16 protein-coding genes are annotated in these 15,436 nt (G+C 29.7%); 9 read left to right on the top strand and 7 right to left on the bottom strand.

Going from position 1 to position 15,436, the window contains the following annotated elements; translation table 11 throughout:
* Window positions 1-237 precede the first annotated feature (237 nt).
* From U9R42_04655 to rbfA, 4 genes are all read right to left on the bottom strand, one after another.
* Window positions 238-870 (bottom strand): hypothetical protein, encoded by a 633-nt coding sequence (locus tag U9R42_04655; GenBank protein MEA3495307.1) that lies wholly within the window; start codon window positions 868-870, stop codon window positions 238-240.
* A gap of 203 nt (window positions 871-1,073) precedes the next feature.
* Window positions 1,074-2,312, bottom strand: a complete 1,239-nt coding sequence (locus tag U9R42_04650) for an FtsX-like permease family protein (GenBank protein ID MEA3495306.1) — start codon at window positions 2,310-2,312, stop codon at window positions 1,074-1,076.
* 48 nt (window positions 2,313-2,360) lie between these two features.
* Window positions 2,361-3,179 (bottom strand): class I SAM-dependent methyltransferase, encoded by an 819-nt coding sequence (locus tag U9R42_04645; GenBank protein MEA3495305.1) that lies wholly within the window; start codon window positions 3,177-3,179, stop codon window positions 2,361-2,363.
* A gap of 23 nt (window positions 3,180-3,202) precedes the next feature.
* A complete protein-coding gene (gene rbfA, locus U9R42_04640; protein ID MEA3495304.1) occupies window positions 3,203-3,553 on the bottom strand; it encodes a 30S ribosome-binding factor RbfA in 351 nt (116 codons plus the stop codon).
* Between the two features lie 78 nt (window positions 3,554-3,631).
* On the opposite strand from rbfA, the gene U9R42_04635 reads away from it, so the two are divergent.
* The 5 genes from U9R42_04635 (at window position 3,632) to hflX (ending at window position 10,824) form a co-directional block, all read left to right on the top strand.
* Window positions 3,632-5,461: an ABC transporter ATP-binding protein gene (locus tag U9R42_04635; GenBank protein ID MEA3495303.1), complete on the top strand. Its 1,830-nt coding sequence runs from the start codon at window positions 3,632-3,634 to the stop codon at window positions 5,459-5,461.
* Between the two features lie 922 nt (window positions 5,462-6,383).
* A complete protein-coding gene (gene glyA, locus U9R42_04630; GenBank protein MEA3495302.1) occupies window positions 6,384-7,664 on the top strand; it encodes a serine hydroxymethyltransferase in 1,281 nt (426 codons plus the stop codon).
* A gap of 205 nt (window positions 7,665-7,869) precedes the next feature.
* The gene (gene gcvT / locus U9R42_04625) at window positions 7,870-8,955 is read left to right on the top strand and encodes a glycine cleavage system aminomethyltransferase GcvT (GenBank protein ID MEA3495301.1); all 1,086 of its coding nucleotides are present in this window, start codon (window positions 7,870-7,872) and stop codon (window positions 8,953-8,955) included.
* Window positions 8,956-8,987: 32 nt separating this feature from the next.
* Complete coding sequence (locus U9R42_04620) at window positions 8,988-9,458, top strand: four helix bundle protein (protein MEA3495300.1); 471 nt, start codon at window positions 8,988-8,990, stop codon at window positions 9,456-9,458.
* Between the two features lie 190 nt (window positions 9,459-9,648).
* Window positions 9,649-10,824 (top strand): GTPase HflX, encoded by a 1,176-nt coding sequence (gene hflX, locus U9R42_04615; protein ID MEA3495299.1) that lies wholly within the window; start codon window positions 9,649-9,651, stop codon window positions 10,822-10,824.
* Here hflX and U9R42_04610 read toward each other — a convergent pair.
* The 3 genes from U9R42_04610 to U9R42_04600 form a co-directional block, all read right to left on the bottom strand.
* Window positions 10,821-11,420 carry a hypothetical protein gene (locus U9R42_04610; protein MEA3495298.1) on the bottom strand — a complete coding sequence of 200 codons (600 nt, stop codon included), beginning with the start codon at window positions 11,418-11,420 and terminating at the stop codon, window positions 10,821-10,823. The two genes, hflX and U9R42_04610, sit on opposite strands and share 4 nt — an antisense overlap.
* A gap of 46 nt (window positions 11,421-11,466) precedes the next feature.
* Entirely contained in the window at window positions 11,467-12,858 is a 1,392-nt protein-coding gene (locus tag U9R42_04605; protein ID MEA3495297.1) for a hypothetical protein, read from the bottom strand.
* 62 nt (window positions 12,859-12,920) lie between these two features.
* A complete protein-coding gene (locus tag U9R42_04600; protein ID MEA3495296.1) occupies window positions 12,921-13,619 on the bottom strand; it encodes a ComF family protein in 699 nt (232 codons plus the stop codon).
* Window positions 13,620-13,857: 238 nt separating this feature from the next.
* Between U9R42_04600 and U9R42_04595 the strand changes: the two genes are divergently transcribed.
* The 4 genes from U9R42_04595 to U9R42_04580 all read left to right on the top strand — a co-directional run bounded on the left by U9R42_04595 (window position 13,858) and on the right by U9R42_04580 (window position 15,399).
* Window positions 13,858-14,262 carry a HEPN domain-containing protein gene (locus U9R42_04595; GenBank protein ID MEA3495295.1) on the top strand — a complete coding sequence of 135 codons (405 nt, stop codon included), beginning with the start codon at window positions 13,858-13,860 and terminating at the stop codon, window positions 14,260-14,262.
* A gap of 1 nt (window position 14,263) precedes the next feature.
* Window positions 14,264-14,632: a hypothetical protein gene (locus tag U9R42_04590; GenBank protein MEA3495294.1), complete on the top strand. Its 369-nt coding sequence runs from the start codon at window positions 14,264-14,266 to the stop codon at window positions 14,630-14,632.
* Between the two features lies 1 nt (window position 14,633).
* The gene (locus tag U9R42_04585) at window positions 14,634-15,047 is read left to right on the top strand and encodes a protein-export chaperone SecB (protein ID MEA3495293.1); all 414 of its coding nucleotides are present in this window, start codon (window positions 14,634-14,636) and stop codon (window positions 15,045-15,047) included.
* Window positions 15,048-15,153: 106 nt separating this feature from the next.
* Window positions 15,154-15,399, top strand: coding sequence for a hypothetical protein (locus tag U9R42_04580; GenBank protein ID MEA3495292.1), 246 nt, complete (start codon window positions 15,154-15,156; stop codon window positions 15,397-15,399).
* Window positions 15,400-15,436 lie beyond the last annotated feature (37 nt).

Below are 15,436 nucleotides of genomic sequence, written 5' to 3'. Positions count from 1 at the left end.
AAACATCTATTTGGGATATTACTGATTGTGTACAAATATCAATATTCGGACTTATTAGACAGACTGCCGTTACCTACAAGTACAGCCTGTGCCGAATACTTTCGGTAAGACCCGCTTGGTTTATCCTGAACGAAGTTGAAGGGCTTGGTGGACCCGTCCAAAAGGTGCGGGATAAATTGTGAAAGGTGCACTGGCGGAGATTACTCCGTCAGCCGCCTACTCGATTGTGTGCTGTTTTTATTGTTTATTTATCTCAATTATCAATCCGTTTTTAGGACTAATTAAATATAAATCAATTCCATAAAGTCCGTATGGATGGTCTCTGAAAAAATATGCGTAATAATTTCCAGATTCATTTAATAGTCCTTTTGACAAGTCAATATATTTATCAATTTTTCCTAAATCAGACGTATTCAAATGAATCCATTCTGAAGACGGAATCAACGCAAATTTATATTGTAAAGAATCACTTATATCAATTGGTGTTTTTTTCCAATTACTTATTCTATAGTCACCTAAATGATAATGTCTTTTCGGGTAAGTTTTTAATTCCATAAAGTCAATTTGAGAAAAGTAATCAATATCCGACTTTTTCAATGAGTCAACCTTTATTGAAAATCCATCTCCGTGAAAATCCCGTGAAGAGTCAAAGTAGAAGAGTTCCTTTTCTGCTTTATATTTTTTCGAATAAATATCTTTTGTCAGTCCAATAAAAGTCCAATTTGAAATAAGAATTAAAATTCCAAACAAAAGAACAGGAATCACAATTAACACGGTTCCCAATAATCTCTTTCTTTTCCAAAAACTCCAAATTACCAAACTAAGATAACTTAGAAGAAGAAATATTATAATTAAAAAAAATATGCTCATAATTCGGTTTTCTCAAATAGCACACAACGAGTAAATATAATGACCACTCATTATATTTCCATTATCTATTTTGTTAAAAAATTTGTTTTTAATAATAAGTATAAACAACTGTAGTTCTAATATTTTCATGCCCTAATAAAATTGAATATATTTTAAATCTATTTACAAATGTAATAATTATTTATGGTATGTTCAAATACATTTTACTTATGAAGATCTTTGATGCTAATATCTTTATTTGCTGATCTTGCAGGCAGATATGAGGAAATAAATCCGATAACAACAACAACTAAAAATACTAAAAGAACATCCATGCCTTTAAGTCCGACAGGGTAGGAGTCAACAATAAAGGTAGAGCCTGCACCACCAAGTTTGATAAATCCATAAGTCATTTGTAACCATACCAATAATATTCCAAGCAACACTCCAATTATTGCACTTGAAATTGAAAGTAAGATGCCTTCATAAAAGAAAATATATTTTATAAATTTTGCTTTTGCACCCATTGTTTTCAGCACCATCATATCTTTTTTCTTTTCCAAAGAAAGCATTAACAATGAACCTACAAGATTGAAAGCTGCAATTAATAAAATAAATGACAAAATAAGAAATGTCATATATTTTTCAAGCCTTGTAATTTTATAAAGTGAAGCATGTTGTTCGTCCCTGTTTTTAACATCAAAATTATCATTAAAAATTTCACAAATTTCACTTTTAACCTTTTTTAGATTTGTTCCTTCTTTAAAATTCGCTTCTATTGCTGTTACTTTGCCAATGCTTTCTGCAATCTCTTGTAAAAAATCAACAGGAACAAGAATGTACTTGCTGTCAAATTCTTCCTGAATAGAAAAAACTCCTGATGGAATAATATTTTTTCTTTGGAAAGCACTTTGAGGATTAAGATAAAAACTTCCGCTACTTTTTCTTGGGAAATAAATATGAATAAGATTTGAATAATCAAAATAACCAATATCTAATTTTGAAGCAACCCCAACTCCGAGAATAGCATAATTTATCTCATCAAATTTAAGTAATGGCTCTCCATAAATTATCATGGAATCCAAATTTATTGACTCAAGATATTCCTGTGAAATTCCTTTGGCTGTAGCTATGTATTGTTCACTTTTGTATTCAAGCAAAACCTTTTCTTCAACCACTTCCGAATAGGATTCAAAACCATTAATAAATTTTAATTTTGCAATTGACGATGAATCAGGTTCAAAATATTTTCCTTCCTCCAATGTGATTTTTATATCGGAATCAAAGGAGTTGTAAAGAGAAATCATTAAATCCTCAAGACCGTTAAAAACTGATAACACAATTATTAAGGCAGTAGCACAAACAGTAATTCCGATTTGCGAAATACGAGAGATAATATTAATTACATTCCTTACTTTTTTTGAATAAAAATATTTTCGTGCAAACCAAAAAGATAAATTCATAAGATTACAAAGTTAAAACAATGTTAATTGAATAACTTGTTTTAACAATTATTTCCATGCTGTAACGGTTAGCCCTGTACCTGTTTTATGGACAATAATTGTATCTAAATAATTCAATATTAAACAAAAAGGATAAACGATTATTAAATAAAAAGGCAATACAACAGCAAGCAATTTTGATTTATTAAGCATTGTAATTGGATACTTCATTAGTAACTTCCATGAAATTTGCCCTGGTTTTCCATAAGTATATTTCATCTCAATATTTGAAAAGCCTGCAGAAGAAAGTTTTTCCTCTATATCTTCAAAACTGTAACCGTCTCTAACATGTTCGTCAATAAAAGAACCTTCACCTTCTTCATGATCATGGTCGTGAACATCGGAGCCTCCTTTGTCGGAAGGAGTGGAAACAAGTAGCATTCCCCCTTTTTTTAATGCAGAATAAAAATTGGAAAAAACTTTTCTGTCATCTTCAATATGTTCCATTACGTCCACTGAAATAATCAGGTCAAAATCCTTGTCGCTATCAAATTTTGTTAAATCACCTTGAGTAAATTCTGCATTTTTATAATCACATTCTTTTACAAAATTATTTGCTTTTTCTACATGGCTTTGGCTAATATCAATACCTTTAACAATAGCATTTTTGAACTTGCGGAGAATAAAATAGGAATATTGACCGAATCCTGCACCTGCATCCAATACCTTAATGCCATCTTTAAAGCTCGCTCTAAGTTTCTTTAACTCTTTATGAACATGCCATGTCCTGAGTAAATAAAGGTCAAGTAAAATAAAAAATGTTTTTTTTAAAAAAATATTCTTTGAAATAAATTTATCAATACTGTGTTTTATGGGTTCGTATTTCATAGCTCTTAGACAGTTTTTAGTTCTTAATTCTTATTAATATCCTTAAAAAGTTTATCCATTTTTTCAACGTAATCTAATGTATCATCATAGAAAAAAGATAATTCAGGAATTTTCCTTGCCTGATTTCTTATCCTTTTTCCTAAATTAAAGCGTATTTCACCTGCATGATTTTGAACAAGTTCAATAACTTCATCGGTATTTTTAACATTGATAAAATTCAAATAAATTTTAGCATATCCAAGATCAGGTGATACTAAAACTTTTGTAACGCTTATCATAGCATCTCCAAATATCTTTTTACCTTCTTTAAGAAATAAATCTCCCAGTTCTCGTTGAATAAGTCTTGCAAACTTCTCTTGTCGTCTTGTACTCATAAGTGCAAAGGTCTTAATTATATATTTTAAAATGAAATAATTTATACAACTCTATAAATTTAAATTAAATTTGCAGGCGTGAAATTCTTCTTACGCATATTAGGTTACGCAAAACCATACAAGTGGACAATTGTTCTGCATACTTTGTTTATGCTTGTTGCAGTAACTTTTCTTGCCGTATCAATCGCATTTTTGGATACAATAATAAAATTACTTTTTTCAGACGGAAGTAATATTGCAGTTGAAACAATAAAAGATTCTCCTTTTGGATTTTTGCAATCACTTCATAAACAAATAGCATTAATAATTGCCGAAAAAGGCAAAGCTGCTGCATTAGGAACTTCAATTTTAATAATTGTTTCAATGAATGTTGTAGGAAACGGATTTAAATATCTTGCACAATTTTTTATGAATTTTGTTAGAACAAAAGTCATTGAAGACATCAGACATGAAACATTTTCAAAAATCAGCAAATTACAAATTGCATATTTTGAAGGTAAAAGAAAAGGCGATATCATGACAAGGCTTACCAGCGACCTTTTACTTATTGAATCGTCAATTGTTATCACACTCGAATCCCTTATACGTGACCCGATTACAATTATTGCTTTTATTTTTTTAATGCTTAAATCTTCACCTCAACTCACATTAATTATTTTCATTCTTCTTCCAGTTACAGCAATTATTATTGCACAAATTGGAAAATCACTTAGAAAAGATTCACAAAAAACACAGGAAAAACTTTCGTGGTTAACAAGTGTAATAGATGAATTTACATCAGGAATACGAATAATAAAAGCATTTAATGCTGAAAATTACATCAACAAAATATTTGGTACTTATAACAAAAAATACAGTTACCATTCCAGAATGGCTCAAAACAAGCAACGCTCAATACCTCTTATTTCGGAATCACTTGGTGTGGTTACTATGGGAATTTTTCTCCTTATTGGTGGCAAAATGGTTATTGACGGGCAGTTGCAACAATCATTATTATTTACATTTATATTTTTCTTTCAACAAATAATGCAGCCCGCAAAAAAAATATCATCCGCATACAGTAGTATAATGAAAGGTATTGTATCAGGTGAAAGATTGTTTGGTCTTATGGATTCGCCTTTGTTAATTAAAGATAAAGAAAATCCAATAGCAGTTACTGATTTTAAATCCGACATTAGTTTTGAAGATGTGTCATTTGCCTACTCAAAAGAGAAAGTTCTTAAAAATATTAATTTTAAAATTCCAAAAGGAAAAATATATGCTATTGTAGGGAAATCAGGAAGCGGCAAAACTACACTAGTTGAACTAATTCTTAGATTTTATGATGTTTCAAGCGGAGAAATAACCCTTGACGGCACAGACATCAGGGATATAAAATTATTTGATTTACGAAATTTAAACGCCATAGTAACTCAAGATCCAATTCTGTTTAATGACAACATTCACAACAATATATCTTTTGGCATAAAAAGTTCAAAAGAGGATGTAATTAAAGCTGCCAAAGCTGCTAATGCTCATGATTTTATCATGGAAACAGAAAATGGATACCAAACATTTATAGGCGACAGAGGCACTTTGCTATCGGGAGGACAACGACAAAGATTAAGTATTGCAAGAGCAATTTTACGAAATCCGCCAATACTTCTCCTCGATGAAGCAACATCTTCACTCGACACTTCTTCCGAAAATTTGGTTCAGGATGCTTTAAATAAATTAATGAAAAAAAGAACAAGCATTGTAATTGCACACCGACTAAGTACAATTCAAAATGCTGACAAAATAATTGTTCTTGAAAAAGGAGAAATCGTTGAAACAGGAACTCATAAAAAGTTGATTTCACAAGAAGGAGCTTATAAAAAGCTTTACGATTTACAGCAGTTGACTAGTAATAAAAAGGGGAATGAGTGAATTAGTCTCCAGTAAGCAGTCTTCAGTAAGCAGTCTTAAGTAAGCAGTCGGCAGTAAGCAGTCTTCAGTAAGCAGTCTTCAGTAAGCAGTCTTCAGTAAGCAGTCTTTAGTAAGCAGTCTTTAGTAAGCAGTCTCCAGTAAGCAGTCTTCAGTAAGCAGTCTCCAGTAAGCAGTCTTTAGTAAGCAGTCTCCAGTAAGCAGTCGGCAGTAAGCAGTCGGCAGTAAGCAGTTTTCAGTAAGCAGTTTTCAGTCGGTAGCCAAATTACCAATCCTGAAATTTCCAATATAATAATTTGAGTTTTTACCTTAAAATTTCTCCTCAAGGAGAAAACACAAAAGAGGTAAAAAGAAGCAAAAACTCAAATTATGGGCTTATAAAATATTGTTAATTTTTACTACAGAGAATCCTTAGGAACGAGTGAATTAGTCTTCAGTAAGCAGTCTCCAGTAAGCAGTCTTCAGTAAGCAGTCTTCAGTAAGCAGTCTTCAGTAAGCAGTCTTCAGTAAGCAGTCTTCAGTCGGTAGCCAAATTACCAATCCTGAAATTTCCAATATAATAATTTGAGTTTTTACCTTGAAATTTCTCCTCAAGGAGAAAACACAAAAGAGGTAAAAAGAAGCAAAAACTCAAATTATGGGCTTTTAAAATATTATTAATTTTTACTACAGAGAATCCTTAGGAATGAGTGAATTAGTCTTCAGTAAGCAGTCGGCAGTAAGCAGTTTTCAGTAAGTAGTTTGTGCAAGATGCAAGATGCAGGATGCAGAATGCAGAATGCAGGATGTGCTTGCCTGAATAGGGTTGACTTTTTTTTAGTTATCTCAATATCACAAACAATCAAATCACAAAATCATCTTTTCTTAATTCTAAAATTTTTCGTATTTTTGAGGCTTAATAAAAATAGATATAAAAAAGATAATTATGCAAAGAGATAAAAAAGTATTCGAAATTATTCAAAATGAAAAAGACCGTCAGATGAACGGTATTGAACTTATAGCATCAGAAAATTTTGTAAGTGATCAGGTTTTGGAAGCCATGGGTTCTGTAATGACAAATAAATATGCTGAAGGATATCCGGGAAAAAGATACTATGGCGGTTGTCAAAATGTTGATGATACTGAACAACTAGCTATTGACAGAGCAAAAGAGCTTTTTAATGCTACATGGGTAAATGTTCAACCACATTCGGGAGCACAAGCAAACATGGCTGTATTTTTAGCATGTTTGAAGCCGGGAGATAAATTTTTAGGTCTTGACCTTGCACATGGCGGACACCTTTCTCATGGCTCTGCTGTTAATTCATCAGGTATTCTTTACAATCCTGTAGCTTATGAAGTTGAAAGAGAAACAGGAATTATTGATTATGATAAAATGGAAGAAACAGCTCTCAAAGAAAAACCAAAATTGATTCTTGCAGGAGCATCTGCATATTCAAGAGATTGGGATTTTAAAAGAATGAGAGAAATTGCTGATAAAATTGGTGCACTTTTAATGGCTGATATTGCCCACCCTGCAGGACTTATCGCAAAAGGTGTTCTTAACGACCCATTACCTTATTGTCATATAGTTACTACTACAACTCATAAAACATTAAGAGGACCAAGAGGCGGAATGATTATGATGGGTGAAAATTTTGAAAACCCATGGGGTAAAACAACAAAAAAAGGAACAATCAGAAAAATGTCGGGATTACTAAACTCTGCTGTTTTTCCAGGAATACAAGGCGGACCACTTGAGCATGTAATTGCTTCCAAAGCAGTTGCTTTTGGTGAAGCACTTACTGACGAATACATGAATTATATTATTCAGGTAAAGAAAAATGCTAATGCAATGTCTAATGCATTTATTGAAAAAGGTTACCATGTTATTTCAGGAGGTACAGACAATCATTTGATGCTAATTGACCTCAGACCAAAGTTCCCTGAAATTACAGGGCGTATTGTAGAAGATGTTCTTGTTGAAGCAGATATTACCGTAAACAAAAACATGGTTCCTTTTGATGACCGCTCTCCATTCCAAGCATCAGGATTACGAATTGGTACTCCGGCAATTACAACAAGAGGACTTAAGGAAAAAGATATGCTTCCTATTGTTGATTTCATTGATGAAGTTATCAGTGATTATGAAAATAAAGAAGTAATTGATTCTGTTAGAAATAAAGTAAATAAAATGATGGCAGGATTTCCACTTTTTGCTGACTAAATATTTTCTTTTCAAAGATAAAAAATTTAAAAGCTGTCTTATTTTTGACAGCTTTTTTTTGCGATATAAAATTCGTTGTTTGTCGAATCAATATTTTTTATAAATTTTAATAATTCACATTTTTTTTATTTGATAATAAAAAATAAAATCTTTATTTCTTATCAAAAAATATATATTTGCAATTAACATAAAAAATACAATTTTCATGAAAAATACAGCATTAACACAAAAACATATAGAACTTGGAGCGAAAATAGTTCCTTTTGCAGGATATAATATGCCGGTTTCTTATTCGGGAATAAAAGATGAACATAATACAGTAAGAAATAATGTAGGAGTTTTTGACGTAAGTCACATGGGAGAATTTGAAGTGAGAGGACCAAAAGCCTTAGATTTTCTTCAATATATTACTTCCAATGATGTATCGAAATTAGTTCAGGGAAAAGTTCAATACAGTTGTTTCCCAAATGATAAGGGTGGAATTATAGACGACCTCCTTGTTTATAAATTTACTGATGAACATTATTTATTAGTAGTAAACGCATCAAATATTGAAAAAGATTGGAATTGGGTAAATCTGCAAAATAAAAAATTTAATGCCGATTTAACAAATACATCTGATAATGTTGCACAAATTGCCATTCAAGGACCAAAAGCTTTGGATGCTTTAAAAGAACTTACAGAGCTTGACCTCGGAGAAATGGAATATTACACTTTTAAAGTAGGAACAATAGCAGGTATTGACAATATTTTAATTTCAACAACAGGTTATACCGGTTCAGGTGGTTTTGAAATTTATTCATCAAATGATGATATGCCGAAAATTTGGGATAAAATATTTGCTCATAACAATGAGTTAGGTATTAAAGCTATTGGACTTGGTGCACGTGATACATTGAGATTAGAATCAGGATTCTGTCTTTATGGAAATGATATTAACGATACAACATCCCCTATTGAAGCTGGATTAGGCTGGATAACTAAGTTCTCCAAAGATTTTATTAAAAAAGATTATCATTTGAAATTAAAGGAAGAAGGTGTTGAAAGAAAATTAGTTGGAATAGTATTAGTTGACAAAGGAATTCCAAGGCAACACATGGAAATATTAAATGAAAAAGAAGAAATAATAGGAGAAATTACTTCGGGAACACAATCCCCTTTGACAAAAAAATCCATTGCAATGGGTTATATTGCCAAAGGATATAGAAAGTCAGGTACAGAAGTTTTTGTAAAATCAAGAAATAAAATTTTAAAAGCTAATGTTTCAAGACCACCATTTTTTAAAAACTAAAAAAAACAATTAAAAATAAAAATCCCTCAATTATGATGCAATTAACAGAACTTGACGTTTGGAAAGCAGGAATCGAATTATCCAAAAAATGCTTTGAAATCTCACAAAAATTCCCGGAAATAGAAACCGATGGATTAGGTTCTCAACTAAAAAAAGTAGTAATCGGTATCCCTGCTAATGTTTCAGCAGCAGCTAGTAGAAAACATGGTAAAGAATCTCTAAGACATCTTTTTCGTGCAAGAGATATGATTTATGAAGTAGAATCTCATTTATATCTTGCAAATGCTCTAGGCTACATTACAAATGAAGAACTTGAAGAAATGCTTGAAACATTAAATACTTCAAAAAGATTGCTATTTGGATTTATAAAGCATTACAAGCGAACAAGTTATCCAAGAAGACAAGATCAAAATTACAATCAAAACAGAAATCATAACTTACATCATAACAATTCAGATCATCATGAAAGTTTTGGTGATGACGGTAGTGATGATGACTTATAAAATTATTGATTTTTAAGATATTTGAGTTTTATTTACTTAAGCAAAATGATTGTAGTGTCTTGTAATTATGCTTTATATAAAAATATTTGTACTGTAAAAATAACAAAGCATAATTTATTTTTGCTTTTGTTTATCAACTTAAATATCAATATTTGTTTGATACAATAATAAATATCAGGATAAATTTTTAATGAAAAATAAAGAAAGAGCAATACTTGTAGGTGTGGCATTAAAAAGTGAAAGCCAAGAAAAGATGTCAGAATATTTGGACGAGCTTGAATTTTTAACCCTTACAGCAGGTGCTAAAGTTTATAAGAAATTTATCCAAAATCTTCCAAGACCAAACAACAAGACATTTGTAGGTTCAGGCAAGCTTAAAGAAATAATAGAATTTATTAAAGAAGAAAACATAGATATTGTTGTATTCGAAGACGAACTAAGTCCTACGCAATTAAAAAATATAGAAAAAGCATTATCCTGCAAAATTCTTGACAGAACAAATCTAATTCTTGATATTTTTGCCAACAGAGCTAAAACCGCTCAAGCAAGAACGCAGGTTGAACTTGCTCAATATCAATATTTAATGCCCCGCCTTGCACATATGTGGACACACCTTGAGCGACAAAAAGGAGGAATTGGATTAAGAGGACCGGGTGAAAGGGAAATTGAAACAGACAGAAGAATTGTCAGAAATAAAATAACTTTATTAAAGAAAAAATTACAAAAAATAGACAAACAAAATGCTGTTAGAAGAAAAAGTAGAGGGCAAAAAATAAGAGTATCCATAGTAGGTTATACCAATGCAGGAAAATCTACAATAATGAATATTCTTAGTAAAGCTGATGTTTTTGCAGAAAACAAACTTTTTGCAACACTTGACACCACAGTTAGAAATGTGGTAATTAAAAATGTTACTTTTTTACTTTCAGATACTGTAGGATTTATTCGGAAACTACCACACCGTCTTGTTGAAAGCTTTAAATCAACTCTTGATGAAACCCGAGAGGCAGATATTTTACTTCATGTTGTTGACCTTTCTCACTCAGACTATGAGAACCAATTAAAAACGGTAAATAATACTCTTTCAGAATTAAATGCTTTAGACAAACCTATTTTAGTTATTTTTAATAAAGTTGATAAACTTTCTAAAGATTTTTTAGATGTTGAAGATTATAAAAATGCAAACATCCAAAAGAAAATTAATTTGCTTAACAAAAGCTATATCGCCAAAGACAATACACCTTGCATATTCATTTCTGCAATAAAAAATGTCAATATTGATTTATTAAAAAATAAACTTATTGAAATGGTAAAAGAATCTTACGTTAAAGTTTATCCTCATCACCCAATTAGTATTACACACTAATAATCCGAAACTTTTTTAGGAAGACTTCTGCTAATAATTTGCTTAATTTTTTCAACATCTTCTTTAGAAAAAATATCAAAAAGATCATCGAAATCAACAAAAAATAATGCCTGATCATTCAACTCAATTCCTGCTGCTGTTAAAACAAATCTAAGTGCAAAAGCATTTATTTCACCATAATAAATATTTTTTTCAGAATCATAAGCCCATATTTCCGAAACTTCATGACCGGTAATATCTGAAAGGCGAAAATCATTAAAAATAACAGAATCTATAAGATAATTGGGATATTCAGGGTCTGGAGCATATTGGATTACCTCTTCATAACCACCTAATTTTTCTAATTCTTCTAATGTGAATTTGCTACTTTCCGTAAGGCTATCATTTTTGTAAGCAGTGATTTCACCTTTCAACGCAGCCTTGTAGAGTGTTTTATTCAAATTCTCAAGAAACTTAGGTCCCAATTCTTTTAACAAAACTTTTCGATGAGAAATTGTTGTTTTTTCAAAATCAGATAATTTTACTGCTTCATTATTATTGCAAGACATCAATAATATCAAAGCAAATGCGAATACAAATACAAATTTTTTTTTCATAATAAACTATAATTTAATTTAACAAAAATATTAATTCCAATTCAATTTATCGTTCAAATGCACCAAGGTCAGGATTACCGTCATTTCGAGATTTCCCTGTAATATCAGTTGAAACTTCTAAAGGAAGAGATGTTAGTGGAGCTCCTTTATCTTTAGCATTTGACAAAGTATCTAATGAATATTTATAATTACACTCATTTACAAATTTTGGTGATTGATTTAAAATATTATCATTAATATTCAAATCACTTTGATCGGTTTTTATCAATGTATGGTCAATAAAAACATTGAAATTTCCTTGACCCGTAGTTTGCATATCAATTTCATCCTCTTTGCTCCCCCAGATTATTGAGTTAACAATAGTAAGATCAAGGTCGTTTTTTAGTTCCTTATTGTCAGTATTATAAAATGCCAAGGCTTCAGTTTGACTCAGGCAAACACAAGAGCTATGAGCGAAAGTGGAGTGATAGAATTCATACTTTCCACCGTAATCTCCATAAACCAAATATTGACAACAATTGTCAACCAAACAGTTATAGCCAATAATATGAGCTGAATAACCAAGTATTCCAACGGAACTCATATTTTCTATTCTTACATTTTCAAGAACAAGATTCGGATTTGAATTTATCGACATGGAATCAACTCTTACCCCAACTGTTGCATTTCGGATACTTGCATTTTTTATGTAATTATCTTTGCTTTCTCGAATAAAATAAATACCATACCATTGTCCCGGAATATCATCATAATATTCATCCAATCGTAAGCCTCTAAATAAAACAGGCTCGTCAATGCTTCCTTCAACATTTAAAGTTCCCCAAACAAAAATTGCCGAGCGTGTATCCGAATAAATTTCAACTCCCTCTTTAATATTTAACACAGAATTTTCATCAACTCCAATATGATTTGAAATAACATAGGGCTTATCATTTTCCCAAACAATATTTCCTGTAAGCATTGAATCTCTAAAAAAATGAGCATCTTGTCCCCATGCAACAAGTTTTATATCCTGCATATTTCCATTGGTCAAAAAAGTAATTGAATCTTTTTCAATAAAAAGAAGGTCAGGGTCATCAGGATTAATTGTTACGTCAACAAAAATATAGATGCTATCATTAGGAAGCAATGTGTAATCGGTAATTTTTGTTGTAGGCTCTCCGTCAATATTTATTCTGTAAGGAGAATTTTCTCCACGTCCAAGTCTTATATCTTCGATTTTTATACTTTTTTTATGATCATTGTAAACCATAAATTTTTTTGTTACTGAGCCATAAGTTAAAAATACAGTGTCAAAAAGAACAGTATCAGTACTGAATTTTAATTTTGCTGAAGGGTCTTCAATGAAATTTTCTTTACGGCAGGAAAAAAACAAAAATAATAATAATATGGATAAGGTTAAAAGTTTTACTATTCTGAGCGAGGATTTTTTTTTCATTAAAAACTGTTGATATTTGTAAAATAAAGAGAATTTATTAGAAATCAAAATTACTATTTTTATTACACAGAAGAATAAGCAATAGTTGCAACACTAAATTTTATATTTTCACATTTGTTTAACGCAAGAAAGCATGCTTCTATTGTAGAACCTGTTGTTATTACATCATCAATTAAAAGTATATGTTTGTTTTCAAAAAGCTTTGTATCAATTACTTGAAAAATATTTTTAACATTTTCCCAACGCAGATATTTACTTTTTTTTGTTTGTGTGCTCGAAAATTGATCTCTTATTAAATTATCAGTTGATAATTTTATTCCCAAAGATTGTGATAGACCGTAAGCAATATATTCACTTTGGTTGTACCCCCGTTTTTTAAGCTTTCGAGGATGTAAAGGAACGGGAATAATAAAATCAACAGTTTTAAAAAAATTAATTTGCTTAAGGTCATTCCCAAAAAGATAACCTAATTGCGAGCCAATTTGTTTTTGTCCTCTGTATTTCAAATTGTGCAATAATTCCTGAACCCTACTTTGCTTAACAAAATACAAAAATGATGTTGCTGATTCAATAGGTATTCTTCCCCAAAATATTTTTTTAATTGGATTATCAGGCAAAAGGTGAAAATTTGTTTTCGGTAAAGTGGCAAGGCAATTCAAACAAATATTTTCTTCATTTTTGTTTAAAACTACTTTACAAGCAGCACAAAGTTTCGGATAAAAGAAACTTACAAAACTATTTAATAATTGAACTTTTTTCACAAAATTATTAGATATTAAATAATTACGAAGATTAAAAAATAAATAATAATATTGACGAATTTTTTTTGAGAAAAATTATGATTGATAATTTTAGGTTCAATTACTATTTCTTTTTTAGTATTTTTTACAAGCATCAATAAATTTAATCGTTTTTACCAACAATATTTGATTATTGCAATATAATTGTATATTTGCTTCGTTAAAAAATTAGTATATTATTCAAATTGCAACTATTAATATGAATTATTTAAACAATAAATCAAAATGTAATATTAAAGGCGCTAATTTGTTAATTAGTAATAAATTGTTTGCACCTTCTGTGCATTGTTCTTATTATGCAGTATTTCAAAAAATCAAATATCTATATATTTACAAATCAGAAATTAGTTATGAAGATTTTCATGAAGAAACTCAGCAACATAAAGGCTCTTCACATACATATTTAATTAATAAGTTTGTTACAATGTATGGAAGAATGACAAACGATAAATATAAAAAAAGATATTTACGCAATCAAATTCGTGAATTAAAAGCATCTAGGCAGGAAGCTGACTATGATAACAAAGAAGTTAGCTCAGAGATAAGCATAGAAGTATTGAAAAAAAGCAAAAAAATAATTTCAAATATTAATAAATTGATTTAAAATGAAATCAAAGATTTACATAAAAGAAGAACTTAAAAAGATTTATCAATCAATTGATAATATATTTATCAAATACGAATTCAGAAGAAGTATATCTACTCATATTGTAGAAATTACTCCTTTAACAATTTTTGAATCAAATAAAGATTACATCAATTTAGAAATTGATTTAGAAGAGAATTTTCAAAAATTATTTCCTGAAGAAGAAATAATTTTTGTATCAAATGATTCTTTAATAACTATTAATAATTCTGAATTCGAATTTACAGGATGGTTATTAGAATATAATTCTACACCTATATACCAGCAAAGCAACATTGAGGTTAATCCAATCTTTGCAGGTAAAATTAATTATGTATTTGCAGCTTAATATGAAAAAATCAGATTTTCAGTTCGACAGTTTTATTGTTACAAAATCATTGTTTGAGTTAAATCATAATCTTGATTTTCTTGATTTAAATATTAATTTCAAACCTACAGGTAAATTAGATAAAACTAATAATAAGTTTAATTTAATCTTAGGTGTTAAAATAAATGATACATCCAACAATCTAAATATTGACGTAGAATTTATTGGATATTTTAAATATACAAATTTAGATGATTCTAATATAAAAAATTTTTTATATCAGAATGCTCCTGCGATTCTTTTTCCTTATATCAGAGCGTACATTTCTACATTAACGACTTTGTCAGGAATTAATCCAATTGTGTTGCCGACTCTGAATTTAGTGCATCTTAAAGATGATTTATTAAATAATATTGAAGAGGTTGACTTGTCTTAATTATTATCAACTACAGCCTCATCAATAACCTTGAAAAATTTAACAAATAATTTTATTTTCGTTAATTTTAAAAATATTAGCATGGGTATTTTTTGTTTGTGCTATTTTGCAAATAATTGGCACTCTAATAATAATCTTTATTCCAATAAATATAATTGAAATTAATGCTTATTCAATATTTTTACTTGTAGGAAGTTTTTTATTTAATCTTTTATCCTTTGGCATTTGTGTAGCACTTGCAACAATTACAGAAAATTCAATTTTTGACAAAATTTACAATGAAAAATTATTAGTAAATAAAGGAATAATCATTGATTTTAAAAAAGTTGAAAAAGTAAATTGGTATTATTAGAAAAGAACATATAAATAATGTAAATTTGTATTTACAG

This window comes from Bacteroidota bacterium (genome assembly GCA_034723125.1).
Taxonomy (GTDB): domain Bacteria; phylum Bacteroidota; class Bacteroidia; order CAILMK01; family JAAYUY01; genus JAYEOP01.
The sequence above is the reverse complement of the archived record's forward strand: the minus strand, read 5'-3'. Positions and strand labels throughout refer to the sequence as shown.

Excerpts from the sequence above, each read along its gene's own strand:
- U9R42_04655 (MEA3495307.1), bottom strand. The coding sequence starts at position 870 with ATGAGCATATTTTTTTTAATTATAATATTTCTTCTTCTAAGTTATCTT.
- U9R42_04650 (MEA3495306.1), bottom strand. The coding sequence starts at position 2,312 with ATGAATTTATCTTTTTGGTTTGCACGAAAATATTTTTATTCAAAAAAA.
- U9R42_04645 (MEA3495305.1), bottom strand. The coding sequence starts at position 3,179 with ATGAAATACGAACCCATAAAACACAGTATTGATAAATTTATTTCAAAG.
- rbfA (MEA3495304.1), bottom strand. The coding sequence starts at position 3,553 with ATGAGTACAAGACGACAAGAGAAGTTTGCAAGACTTATTCAACGAGAA.
- glyA (MEA3495302.1), top strand. The coding sequence starts at position 6,384 with ATGCAAAGAGATAAAAAAGTATTCGAAATTATTCAAAATGAAAAAGAC.
- gcvT (MEA3495301.1), top strand. The coding sequence starts at position 7,870 with ATGAAAAATACAGCATTAACACAAAAACATATAGAACTTGGAGCGAAA.
- U9R42_04620 (MEA3495300.1), top strand. The coding sequence starts at position 8,988 with ATGATGCAATTAACAGAACTTGACGTTTGGAAAGCAGGAATCGAATTA.
- hflX (MEA3495299.1), top strand. The coding sequence starts at position 9,649 with ATGAAAAATAAAGAAAGAGCAATACTTGTAGGTGTGGCATTAAAAAGT.
- U9R42_04610 (MEA3495298.1), bottom strand. The coding sequence starts at position 11,420 with ATGAAAAAAAAATTTGTATTTGTATTCGCATTTGCTTTGATATTATTG.
- U9R42_04605 (MEA3495297.1), bottom strand. The coding sequence starts at position 12,858 with ATGAAAAAAAAATCCTCGCTCAGAATAGTAAAACTTTTAACCTTATCC.
- U9R42_04595 (MEA3495295.1), top strand. The coding sequence starts at position 13,858 with ATGAATTATTTAAACAATAAATCAAAATGTAATATTAAAGGCGCTAAT.
- U9R42_04590 (MEA3495294.1), top strand. The coding sequence starts at position 14,264 with ATGAAATCAAAGATTTACATAAAAGAAGAACTTAAAAAGATTTATCAA.
- U9R42_04585 (MEA3495293.1), top strand. The coding sequence starts at position 14,634 with ATGAAAAAATCAGATTTTCAGTTCGACAGTTTTATTGTTACAAAATCA.